This window comes from Marinomonas balearica, assembly GCF_004362145.1.
GTDB lineage: Bacteria > Pseudomonadota > Gammaproteobacteria > Pseudomonadales > Marinomonadaceae > Marinomonas > Marinomonas balearica.
In genome coordinates, this window is the sequence record NZ_SNXC01000012.1 from 283,839 (window position 1) to 295,216 (window position 11,378).

Annotated in this window: 16 protein-coding genes; 14 read left to right on the forward strand and 2 right to left on the reverse strand. The window is 45.7% G+C overall.

The features are described from left to right. The first annotated feature begins 159 nt into the window (after positions 1-159). The 14 genes from DFP79_RS11135 to DFP79_RS11200 all read left to right on the forward strand — a co-directional run bounded on the left by DFP79_RS11135 (position 160) and on the right by DFP79_RS11200 (position 9,673). Positions 160-699: a phage baseplate assembly protein V gene (locus DFP79_RS11135; RefSeq protein ID WP_133504020.1), complete on the forward strand. Its 540-nt coding sequence runs from the start codon at positions 160-162 to the stop codon at positions 697-699. Beyond that, positions 696-1,007 carry a GPW/gp25 family protein gene (locus DFP79_RS11140; protein ID WP_133504021.1) on the forward strand — a complete coding sequence of 104 codons (312 nt, stop codon included), beginning with the start codon at positions 696-698 and terminating at the stop codon, positions 1,005-1,007. The genes DFP79_RS11135 and DFP79_RS11140 overlap by 4 nt, the downstream gene beginning before the upstream one ends. Next, positions 1,004-1,816, forward strand: a complete 813-nt coding sequence (locus DFP79_RS11145) for a baseplate assembly protein (protein ID WP_133504022.1) — start codon at positions 1,004-1,006, stop codon at positions 1,814-1,816. Before DFP79_RS11140 ends, DFP79_RS11145 begins: the two co-directional genes overlap by 4 nt. Further along, entirely contained in the window at positions 1,813-2,385 is a 573-nt protein-coding gene (locus DFP79_RS11150) for a phage tail protein I (protein WP_133504023.1), read from the forward strand. Before DFP79_RS11145 ends, DFP79_RS11150 begins: the two co-directional genes overlap by 4 nt. Next, positions 2,373-2,882: a hypothetical protein gene (locus tag DFP79_RS11155; RefSeq protein ID WP_133504024.1), complete on the forward strand. Its 510-nt coding sequence runs from the start codon at positions 2,373-2,375 to the stop codon at positions 2,880-2,882. Before DFP79_RS11150 ends, DFP79_RS11155 begins: the two co-directional genes overlap by 13 nt. Beyond that, a complete protein-coding gene (locus DFP79_RS11160) occupies positions 2,879-3,559 on the forward strand; it encodes a phage tail protein (protein WP_133504025.1) in 681 nt (226 codons plus the stop codon). Before DFP79_RS11155 ends, DFP79_RS11160 begins: the two co-directional genes overlap by 4 nt. Before the next feature lie 11 nt (positions 3,560-3,570). Then, on the forward strand, positions 3,571-3,954 hold the full coding sequence (locus DFP79_RS11165; RefSeq protein ID WP_133504026.1) for a hypothetical protein: 384 nt from the start codon (positions 3,571-3,573) through the stop codon (positions 3,952-3,954). 12 nt (positions 3,955-3,966) lie between these two features. Then, positions 3,967-5,061 carry a phage tail sheath C-terminal domain-containing protein gene (locus DFP79_RS11170; protein WP_133504027.1) on the forward strand — a complete coding sequence of 365 codons (1,095 nt, stop codon included), beginning with the start codon at positions 3,967-3,969 and terminating at the stop codon, positions 5,059-5,061. Between the two features lie 2 nt (positions 5,062-5,063). After that, positions 5,064-5,561 (forward strand): phage major tail tube protein, encoded by a 498-nt coding sequence (locus tag DFP79_RS11175; RefSeq protein WP_133504028.1) that lies wholly within the window; start codon positions 5,064-5,066, stop codon positions 5,559-5,561. Between the two features lie 212 nt (positions 5,562-5,773). Continuing rightward, complete coding sequence (locus tag DFP79_RS11180; RefSeq protein WP_013663294.1) at positions 5,774-6,025, forward strand: phage tail assembly protein; 252 nt, start codon at positions 5,774-5,776, stop codon at positions 6,023-6,025. A 136-nt stretch (positions 6,026-6,161) separates the two neighbouring features. Continuing rightward, positions 6,162-8,213 carry a phage tail tape measure protein gene (locus DFP79_RS11185; protein ID WP_133504029.1) on the forward strand — a complete coding sequence of 684 codons (2,052 nt, stop codon included), beginning with the start codon at positions 6,162-6,164 and terminating at the stop codon, positions 8,211-8,213. Beyond that, positions 8,213-8,584 carry a phage tail protein gene (locus DFP79_RS11190; RefSeq protein ID WP_133504030.1) on the forward strand — a complete coding sequence of 124 codons (372 nt, stop codon included), beginning with the start codon at positions 8,213-8,215 and terminating at the stop codon, positions 8,582-8,584. Before DFP79_RS11185 ends, DFP79_RS11190 begins: the two co-directional genes overlap by 1 nt. Next, complete coding sequence (locus DFP79_RS11195; RefSeq protein WP_133504032.1) at positions 8,571-8,759, forward strand: tail protein X; 189 nt, start codon at positions 8,571-8,573, stop codon at positions 8,757-8,759. The genes DFP79_RS11190 and DFP79_RS11195 overlap by 14 nt, the downstream gene beginning before the upstream one ends. After that, positions 8,753-9,673: a phage late control D family protein gene (locus tag DFP79_RS11200; protein ID WP_133504033.1), complete on the forward strand. Its 921-nt coding sequence runs from the start codon at positions 8,753-8,755 to the stop codon at positions 9,671-9,673. Before DFP79_RS11195 ends, DFP79_RS11200 begins: the two co-directional genes overlap by 7 nt. A gap of 43 nt (positions 9,674-9,716) precedes the next feature. Here DFP79_RS11200 and DFP79_RS11205 read toward each other — a convergent pair whose 3' ends face one another. Beyond that, entirely contained in the window at positions 9,717-10,112 is a 396-nt protein-coding gene (locus DFP79_RS11205; RefSeq protein ID WP_133504034.1) for a SufE family protein, read from the reverse strand. 33 nt (positions 10,113-10,145) lie between these two features. After that, a complete protein-coding gene (locus DFP79_RS11210; protein WP_133504035.1) occupies positions 10,146-11,360 on the reverse strand; it encodes an aminotransferase class V-fold PLP-dependent enzyme in 1,215 nt (404 codons plus the stop codon). Positions 11,361-11,378 lie beyond the last annotated feature (18 nt).

Genomic DNA, 11,378 nt, shown 5'->3' on the forward strand with positions numbered 1-11,378 from the left:
GAGCGGACTGATTCAGGTGCTCCTGTCGTCGATTTTCGTTGTTTTTTTATTATTTCAAAAAAAAATTTTACCTCACTCCAGATACCGCTATCTGGACTGAACCCAGTCTGAAAGCGCTCTAAACTGTGTCCAACTTGATGAGTAACGGGAGTGCAAACAATGAAATACGAACAAGCATTGATAGAGTGCGGCACTGTGATTGAAGCCAAAGAAGACCAAGCTTTGGTCAAGGCACATATCTTAGGTAGGGAGACGGATTGGTTGCCGATATTGCAGCAAGCCAATGAGTTTAAACGTCACTACACACCGCCTCGCATTGGTCAGCAAGTCGTGATTCTGATGGGACGCTACGTACTAGGTTCCATATTTAATAAAACGTGCCGTGAGCCTGTAGCCAATACAACAGAAGACGTGACGGTATACGAAGACGGTACAGAAATTCGCTATGACAGCAAAACTCATACGCTGACTTTGAAAGCGTTGGACGCGCTTAAGATTGAAACCAATCAAAGCGTCAGTATTACCACACAAAACGCCACGGTAAATGCATCAGCAGTCAAGGTTGAGGCAAGTGAAATAGAGCTAAAAGGGGGAAGCGGAGATGTTGTCGTCAATGGCATCAGCCTAGTGAACCATACACATCCTCAAAATGCAGGTAACCACTATGGTGGTGGTGCCAGTACGGGAGCAGCCCAATGAGTGAGCGTATTAGTATTTTACTCAACGGATACGTACCGGAAGACGGCTATGCCGTCAGCATTAACGAGAGTATTCAGCGCATTTTAACCACCCGCTTGGGTGAGCGAGTGATGCGTCCAACTTTCGGATCAGAGCTGTACAAGTTGCGCGATCGAGACATGGACAGCGAATGGCGCTTACTTGCAACGCGCTATATCTATGAAGCCATTACCAAATGGGAGCCGAGAGTTCGTTTTAAGCGTCTGCAATTTAATGCTGATGCGGAAAATGGAAAACACACTTTTTATTTGGAGTTAGACCCAGCATGAGCCACATATTTGAAAACCTAGCTGCTCCAACGGTATTTGAAGTCACAGATTTTGAAAGCATTTTTAATGAGTTACTGAATGAAGTGTATAAGGCCGTACCGAATTATAAGCCCGTCGAGTCTGATCCGTACCATCTGATACTAGAAGCGTTCGCCTATCGTGAACTGTATCTGAAAAATGATTTTAATCAGCGTTTAAAAGGGCTTTTACTGCCGTATGCGAGCGATACGAACTTAGACAATATCGCAACTCACTATGGGGTTGAGCGACTGACAGGAGAAGACGACGATGCGTTTCGAATTCGTATTGTGAGAAGCCTTGATAGTCATCCGACCGCTGGGTCGCGGGAAAGCTATGAATATCACGCGTACTCGGTTCACTCCTCGATTGATGATGTGCACGCCTATAGTCCTGCTATAGGAGAAATCACCGTTGTCATCGCAAGCTATGAGGAAGGCGGACTTGCAGACGATATTAAAGCGCAAGTAGAGAGCGTGTTATCGGATGAAAAGGTCAGACCGATTACCGACAAGGTAACGGTACGAGAAGTGAAAGAAAAGCCTATTAGCATCCACGTAAAAGTCTCATGTCCTCTGCAATATCGGTCTCAAGTTGAAGCCGAAATCAGAGCCAAGATGAACAAGAACCAGACTATAGGAAAAACACTGTCGATTTTTCAGCTGGTTCGCCTGTTTTCAGTAGATGAAGTGACCAATGTGTCATTAAAGGCTCCAACTACCGAGACCGTATGTGCCCCAGATGAACGTATTGTGATTACTGATATACAGATCGATTGGGAGGATGCATGACGCAGAGCTTATTGCCGCCGAATTCATTAGAGCTTGAGCATCGTTTGGATCAACTGGCCGCACAGCGGTTGAGCTTTGATTTATCTCTGGCTGATATCAATCCACTTACGTGTGTCGCCGACTTGCTACCGATTTTAGCCGCCAGCTGGAAAGTGGATGTACGCGGGCTAAACGAGCGCGAGAGTCGGGAGTTGATTGCAAATGCTTGGGAGATCCATCGATACAAAGGCACCGCTCACGCAGTGAAAAAAGCCTTAAGCAGTGTGTTTAGCAAGGTGCAAATACAGGAGTTCAAAACGCCCTATGTGTTTGATGCCGAAGTAACGTTAGGCGGTGATCCGAATCAGGTATTTGATGATGAAAAGTTTGCGACAGCAAAACGTCTGGCGAACGATGCGAAAAACCTTCGTAGTCGCTTTGGAGAGTTTGTTATCGCACTGCCTGAGGCGCGTGCCTCAGTGATAAAAACCGATGCGGCCTCGACAAACGGTATGAGCTTGTCTTCGTCGTTATCTCTTAACGCAAATTGCACAGTGAAATGCAAAGGAGTCATTCAATGGACACTATAACCGCCATCGCGACGGAGCATGGGCTTGGTGTGCTGAAAAGCACGCTGAAAAGCCAGGCTAATCGCTATCAACTTGTGGGAGCGAGCACGCACAGCGCCAGCTCAACTAGCGTTTTCCACGAATCTCAGATAGACAACAGCTACTACGACACCAGTGGTGTATTGACCTTTATCGTCAATTTACCCAGTGACAAAGACTTTCAAATGTATTTGTACGAAGTGCGAATTGTCGACGCCAGCGGCTCGACCATTGTCTCCGCGAAAACGCCGAAAATAGCCTTGTCCACAGGGATCGGCGGCATGCTGACGATCAAAGCCGCCGTTTCGGGTGAACCGGGTGAGATCGTCTTTAAAGCGACTGATTACATCACAGGGTCAGAACTTACCGACCTTTGGATGAACCCTATTTATGCCAATGCGACCGCGACGATTCAAAACGCAACGCGGCAAATACAACTGCATAACCGAATATTAACAACAGAAGGAAAAGCACTATGAGTGTGAACAACGAAATAGCGCGGCTAACTCAAGCCGTTCAGGACCATACCAATGAAACGCAAAGCTTTTTGGATAAAGCGGATGGTCGAGTGACAGAGAAAGAAAATCAAGTAGAACAGTTTTTAGCGAGTGCGACACCTGAGAAGCGTTTTGTTCAAAAAATAACGGTCGGAGGGTCAAGCGAGTATCTGTATCCAGTTTTTTGGAGGTTTCCAAGTAATGATTTTGGAATAGGTCGGCTTGAAATTAGCCGTCATTATTCATGGAATAGGGGAACATTACACGATAGTCACGTTGCTTCATTGCTGTTGAGTATTGAGGGAAATGCCTACCCTTGGAGCGGAGATACGAATTATATGCGGGTCAAAAAAGCCCATTATCGTTACAACGAGACTGCGTCCCATCTTCAGTTCGGCGGGTATGCCAGTCGTGTTTCAACAGATGGTAATGCACCTACGTACGGTTCTGATGGAACCAATTATTTATTCTCCGGTGTGTATCTAAGAGGCGGTGGGTTGGATTATGTATTGTCGTCAAACTGGGAGTTTACCCCGCTCCGTTTGGATGATGAATCCGATGTAAACAGTACAAGAGTGCTTCATACATATCAAAACGTTGCATTTACTGTAAGCCCGATACCTATGGCGGAGATTAAAGCGCCAGTTGAGACTGAATAAGGAAAAAAACAATGACTGAAATGATTATGACACATGAAGAAGCGGTTGAGTTTGCTATTGCTCAAGAAGCAAATCATACCCGCTTTAAAACGCGTGGAACGATTAAAACTCGAGTGGGCGACACTAATAGTGTTCTCGGCACCACCACAGACGGAATGCAGCTGCTTCTGCACGCCTTCTCACAACTTAACACTGCTTTAAGCGCAGCGTCTTCTTTGGCGGAAGTGCGTGCAGCGGCAGAACCATTCAATGAACTTGCGACGGGTTTCTTAGCCAAGGTGGAAGCGGGTGAGGTATCTCTTCCCTTTCAAGTAAAAGGCGTGGAAAACGTGGTGAGCGATATTGAAAACAGAGCAACACAAGTTGCTGAAATCTTAAAAAGCAATCAAGCATAAAAGGAGAGTTTTATGAACTTAAACTTTGGTATTAATGGCAGTATCAGTGCCGCCGCCGCGCGTCCTGTTACAGTAAGTTCAACAACCGCCATTGGTGTAATCGGTGTGGCCAGCACGGCGGAATTTTTGAAATTTAACAATGCATCGGAGGCGATCGAACACTTTAAAAGCGATAGCGAAGCGGGAACGGTCGTGAATGCGCTTAAAGGCATTAATCTGCAAGGTGTTAACTGCCCGATTATTGTCAATGTGTGTTCATCCGATGCGATATTGGAATCCATTGATCTATTCAAAAAATCAGAGGGATTAACCGGTGTCAGCTTATTTGGCGGCATTTTGATTGCGCCTGTTTTGTCTGCGACTAAGGACGTAGGCGTGAAATTGGTAGCGACGGCCAGTGCGATCACCGCCACAGCATTTGTCGATAACTTTGGGGTAAACGAAGCGGATGTATTGGCTTATGCCGCGAATTATGGCTCCCAGTCTTGTCTAGTGACGCACGGTATGTACACGGCTGACGGTGTGAAGGTTTCCGCTTCAGCGCTCTATGCTGGTGTTACGGCGTTTCGTGATGCTAATACCTCATTTGGTTGGGCGAAGTCACACTCAAACCGTGTTGTTCAAGGTGTTAGTTCAACGGATCGAGTCATTGAATACCTCGATGGTGCAGAGTGCGAAGCGCGTCGTATGCGTCAGGCTGGCGTCGCCACTATTTTGCAAGACATTGGTTGGCGTACTTATGGATTTGAAACCACAGATATTGATCCGATTTGGCAATCGTTAGATCGAGTTCGTACCTTTCAGCGCTTGCTACAAGCCATCCTCGTTTCTTCTAAATGGGCGCGAGATCGTGAAGCCAGTGAGCTACTTTGGGTTCGTCAAACCGTTGTTGAGTTTATGAATGAGCTTAAAGGGAACGATGTCATCGTGGGTTTTGATGCCTATTTTGATTCTGAAAAAAATACCAAAGCCACGGCTACGGCTGGCAAGTTCTATCTAACCGTTAAGTTGGGTGATATGCCAAGTGTGCGTGAGCTAAATGTTGAGCTTGTCTACTCTGACGACTGGAACGACGTACTAATTAACTACATTAATGGAGAAGGTTAACCATGACACAAGTACCACAATATTTATCAGCAATGACGGTCTTTATTGACGGCGTCGGCCTGCTTGGCACAGCCAAACAAGTCACCTTGCCTAAGGTGGAGATTACCCGTGAAACGGTGACGGCTGGCGGTTTTGAACGCGCCATGTCTACCGGAGTATTTAAAGCCATGGAGGCCGAAATTACGCTCAATGAGTATCACGATTCTGTTTTCAAAGCGGCTAACAAGTTAGCAGTGCCACCGCTGTTTGTGATCAAAGGCAATTTGAGTCAAGACGGTCAGGATTACCCGATTGAAGCAACCATTAAAGGCAGCCTTGATATCGACGACGGTAACTGGGAAACCGGCAAAGAAGCAGAACGCAAACTGAAAGTGTACGTTGATTTTTACGCGTTAAAAGTGAATGGCACTGAACAATGTATGTTAGATGCGAAGAATATGATCGCCAAAATTAACGATGTGGACCTATTGGAGAAAGCTCGCACTCACGTACTTTCTTAAGCAAAGCCCCGTCAATAATGGCGATGTGGTTACTGTTTTGTGGTGGGGACCGCGACAGTAACACAGTAAATACAGTCAAAAAGTAAGCAGCGTCTCAGTGATATCAACGGCCATTGATGGTTGAGACGTTATTTTACTTTAGACACTAATGTACAAAATTAATCGTTTTCGATCTATAGGATCACTCAATTTATTTAAAAAGGTTAAGAAACATGTCTAAAGAACTATTAAAAGAAAAAGAAGTGGCTTTGTCCGATGGACGTATTGTCAAAGTACGCAAACCTAAACTGCGGGATATCCGCATCCACTTTAGTGAGCCAAATCTAGAAGAGCGTCAAATCGCCATCGTTGGAACACTGGCGCAAATGACCGTCGATGAATTGGATGCATTGGATTACGACGATTTTATTCTGCTAAAGGATACCGCAGAGAGTTTTTTGTCGTCGACTGGAGCGGTTGCTTAAACGCAATCGCGATGGTGTCTGCAAAGCTTCATCTTGGTTTTTGTGATTGTTTGGAAATGACATTAGACGAATTTGAAACCTTTGCAGAGACCGCGAAACGTTTGTGTGAAGTCGAAAGATAGGCGGAGAGATAAATATGTCACTAGGAAGTGTCTCTATCAGTTTTGATACAACGGGCAACATTACAGACTTGGCTAACGATGTAACAAGCGTCATGCAAAAGCACCTTAGTGGTTACTTTGAGAAGCTGAGCACATTCGAAGAGAGTGGCCTCTTAGGAGGACTATTTGATAGCTTGCCATCTGCTGCTAATGAAAAATCAGGAGCAACAAAAAAGACAGCGGAGCAAAGTACAGATAATGAAAAATCAGGAGCAACAAAAAAGATAGCGGAGCAAAGTACAGATTCTAAAAAATCGGCTGGCGCTGAGGCCCAAATGACTGGGTTCGCGGAAGTGGGCACAGCGATGGCGACAATGACGAGCAGTTTTGAAACCGGAGTGTCCTCTTTAAGTAAAGACCTTAATAGTCTGGTCGGGTCTGTCTCGAAAATGACGGGCACCTTGTCGAGTAAGTTGAATAAGATGCAAAAAAGCCTTTCCGGTTTTGGGCTTAAAAAGAATCAATCACAGAGTAATAAAAAGAAACCTAGCGCTAAAAAGCGTCAAAAAAAGACCAAAAACAAAAAAGGTCACGATGCGAATGCTGAACAAGGATCGAACGACAATGCGGACTTAGGAACGTTAAAGGGGGTACAGAATGCCGCGTCTACGCTCATAACAGACGCGGTAACATTTAAACAATCTTTTACCGATTTATCGAGTGGGCTACAGAACTTTGAACTGTCGAAAAAAGGGGTTGTGGGTTTACTGGATTCAGGTTCAAAACTTGCGGGTAATTTTTCAACGCTGAAACAGTCTTTTGCTGGGTTGAAAACGTCCTTTACGAGCCTCAATTCAAATGAATCTTCAGAGACAGAGGCGTCTTCATCTAAAGAGAACGACAAATCGAGTAAGAAAAAAAGCGACGACGCGAGCGGAAAATCACAAGGAATGAAAGGTGCGGTACAGTCCGGTGAGAAGCTCGTAAGCACCTTCTCAAACTTCAAAAAGTCGCTTACGGGATTGTATGATGGCGTGCAAACGTTTGATTTTTCAAAGCAAGGCGTAACGGGTTTAACGGACTTGAGTTTGAAGTTAGTAAATACTTACGACTCAGGGTCGAAGCTTGTCAGCTCTTTTTCCTCGTTTAATCAATCTCTTGCTGGCGTTAGTGGCGGATTAAAAAATGCAGGGGCAGGGCTAATGAGAGCGAAATCCACAGTCTTTGGTTTTGCTACAGCCTTACGCTCCGGAGCGATGATGCAGTGGGGCTTGAATGCTGCGATGCTCGCAAACCCAATAGGCATAATAGTAGGCGCTTTCGTGGCAGCCGGTGTCTTGATCTATAAATATTGGCAACCCCTAAAAGCCTTTTTTGGTGGGGTATTTGATGGTCTATATGCCTCAATACAGCCAGTCTTTACCGCCTTTCAGCCGTTATTGAATTTGCTAGCGCCTGTCGGTGATGCCTTTGCTTGGATCGCGAGCAAGGTGTCTGAGGTGATCAATTGGTTCGGTGCGTTGTTCACGCCTATTCAAAGTAGCCAAGCGGAGCTTGCAGGCTTTGCAGCCAGTGGTATGAAGTTTGGTGAAGTGATCGGTTCTGTATTTAAAGCGGCCTTAGCGCCAATCATGCTGGTGGCTAAGGGAATCGGTTGGGTTGGTAAGCAGTTAGGGTTATTTGGCGATGAGGGTGAGGCTTCGAGCGAGGCTGCGACCTCCAGTGAAAAAGGGCGTTCTAGTGGGTCTGTTACGCCATTAACGACACAAAAGAAAGCCACATCGAATAGCAAACTGGCCGCCATCGGCGCAGGCATGTTGGTGACGACGAGTGCGGCTGCGATGAACCCATCGTCAGATGAAGCAAAAGCACTTTCTCCAGCACCGACCGGAAGTATGGTTCAAAGTTATGAGCTTTCGCCAATCAACAATGGGCAATCGCCGACGAAAGAAGTCGTTCAGCATATTAATGTTCAGGTTACCGTGAATAACCCAACGAGCAATATTGATATAGAGCGAGCCATTGAAAACGTTATGCGTGGTCAGGCGTCGACATCCAGCCCATCACTGAAAGATGAGGATATCTAATGTTGTGTCAATTAGGTCACGTTAAGTTTGAAAGTAGCGGCGTCAATATTGCCAATATTTCACGTCAATCAAGTTATCACTTTGCCAACAAGAGCATCATTAATGGCTTTGATGACTGGCAAAAAGTAGGTCGCCACAGTCAAAAATTGACATTGAGCGGTGTATTGATTGAACAAAGTATGGGAGCGTTGAACAGCTTGTATGCGTTGGCGGAAAAGAAGGAACCGGTCACGCTTGCGCTTTCCTTTGGTCAAGCCTTGACGGTGTTGATTATGGAAATCAGCGCGGATCAGTCCAACTTTTTGAAAGGAGGGGAGTTTTATAAACAGAGCTTTGAAGTACAGCTGGTGGTGATACATGGCAACTTATGAAATAACGAAAACGACAATGAGGCTGGATGAAGTCGTGATGTTGTATTACGGCTCATTGGAGCAGTTTTCAGCCGTAAACGAAGCGAACCCAAGCTTAGGGCTGTTTCTTTCAAAGGGAGATGTTGTGGAATTACCTGAGAAATCCGCCGTCGTGACGGAGGAGGTCTTATGGTAATGACACCCACCTATCGATTGTTTGTGAATGATAAGGACGTGACTGAGCGAGTATCGCCCTATCTTATTAGCTTACGTGTCACGGACAATGAAAAGGACAACAGCGATGAACTGAGTTTGGTTTTCAGCGCTAAGTTTAAGCGGCCTGAATATGGGGATCAGATAAAGGTCTTTCTAGGAGGGGAAGAGCAGCAGCACTTTGCTGGCGCTTTTTATGTTCAAAAGACCAGTATACGTAATAACAGCGAGCTTTCGGTAAACGCGACGGGTATGGATTTTAGCTCCAATATCAAAGAGCTTCGTCACCATCGTTATGAACAAATAACCTTGGCGGAGTTGGTGGTCGACATCGCTACGCGTCACGGACTGGGGTATAAATCGGATCTCACTGAAGAATTGCACGATATTGATCAGGTAAATGAGTCTGACATTAATTTATTGAACAGAATCGCAAAAGATCATTCTGTGATTTTTAATATAAAAAACTCAATTCTGTACCTAATGAAGCAAGAAGAGGCTCCGCCAGAAGTGATGTTGGACATAGACCACTGTATCGATAGCCAAATCAGTCATTCTAATACGACCTTCTATCGGCGTTGTTCCGTTAAATATCAGGATACTATACGGAACAAAATGGTCACGGTGAGTGTTGGGAAAGGAGAACCTACCTTGATAAAACAAGGCCACTTTACCAGTGAATATAAGGCGAAGCAGGAGGCGATCAATGCGTTGAAACGAGCAAATCAAGGTACCGCTCAAGGGAATGCGTCAGTGCCCGGTCAGATCATGTATGCAGGAAGTCGCCTAACATTAGACGACGAACAATACACGATAACGCGTGTGGAACATTCAATCAGTAACAGCGGTTGGGTGACCTCATTAGACTTCAAGAGTAACAATCAAACCGCGCTTTGAAGAGGGAATAGTGGGGATGGGCCGTGATGCGAATCTATAGATCTTAAGAAGACAGTTTCTTAAGAATCCCCAACACCCCATTTGTACGAGAGCTGGTTAGGTAACTGCCTAAGTTAAACTGGGTCAGCTCTTGTACTAAATCCATTGCTTGGATATCTGCTTTGCTTTTGCCTTGCACTAGGCTGAGCACGGCAACCAATACGCCGCGCATGAGTTTAGCGTCGCTGTCGGCTTTAAAGTGGCACATTCCATCAATGTGTTCCTCGATCAGCCAAACGGCACTTTCGCAGCCTTTCACTTTGTGTTCTTCAGATTTATCTTCGTCGGTCAGGCGTTCGAGCTGATTACTGAGGGCGACAAGTTCTTTAAAAGTAGCCTCTTTGCTGGTGCAGGCTTGAAGACGAGATTGGATGGTTTGGCTATCAAGTAAGTGAGTCATGTCTGTTTGCAAATATGTGATGTATTGATGTGTCTAGTCTGCGAGTAAATCAATGGCTTCTAGTAAGACTTCGCAAAACCGTTCGGCTTCTTCTTTGGTATTATAGCAAGCGAATGAAGCGCGTAAGGTGCTTCCAACACCCAATTGCTCCATTAAAGGGTGAGCGCAATGGCTGCCAGCTCGTACGCCAATACCCTTGCTGTCTAAGTAGCTATTGAGATCAAGCGTGTGAACGTCGGGTACAGATAAAGACACCAAAGTCGTATTGCTAGACGGAGAATAGATTTCAATTCTGGGATCGAGATACAGTTCATCATAAACCGTTTTGGCCAGATTTTGTTCCCATTTGAGCAACTCTGGGCGGTCTTGCTTCGTTAAATAGTCGCACGCGGCAGCAAGCCCAATTGCGCCTTCTATGTGTGGAGTGCCTGCTTCTAAACGATACGGCAAAACGTTAAATTCTGTCGCCTGATAGGCCACATGGCGTACCATTTCTCCGCCCGTCTGGTATGGAAGCAGTATTTCTAGCGCGGCAGATTTGCCGTATAAAACACCAATGCCTGTTGGCCCGTACATTTTGTGACCTGAGAAAACGTAAAAATCGCAATCGAGCGTTTCTACATCCACTTCATAATGCGCCACAGCTTGTGCGCCGTCGATCAGTGTATAGGCTCCGACTTTTTTCGCCTCGTTAAGCATGTCAGCAAGCGGTGTTGCGACACCAATCGCATTAGAAATGTGAGTCGAGGCGAAGATCTTGGTTTTATCGGTAAAGTAGCTCGCATATTCAGGCTCCCACTCTCCCGTAGAAGTGAGGGGTAATACTCTAAGGCGAGCGCCCGTTCGAAACGCCAATTGCTGCCAAGGAACGAGGTTGGCGTGGTGCTCAAGGCTGGTAATGAGAATTTCATCGTCTGTTTCGATAAGGTGCTCAAGACCGTAAGCCACTAAGTTAATGCTTTCTGTCGTGCCTTTTGTCCATATTACATGGCTGTTTTGGCCTGCATTTAGAAAATTAGCGACGGTATCGCGGGCGTTTTCGAAGGCCGACGTGGCTCGGTCACTTAAGAAGTGCGCGCCTCGATGGACGTTTGCATTGCTGTAAAGGTAATAGTCCTGAATGCTCTGTAAAACGGCCAAAGGTTTTTGAGTGGTTGCGGCATTGTCTAAGTAGACGATAGGGTGATCATCTGTCGTGACTTTCAAAATGGGAAAGTCTGATCGTATGTTGTTGGAAGAAAACGCCATATAGCCCCTATTTTTGCC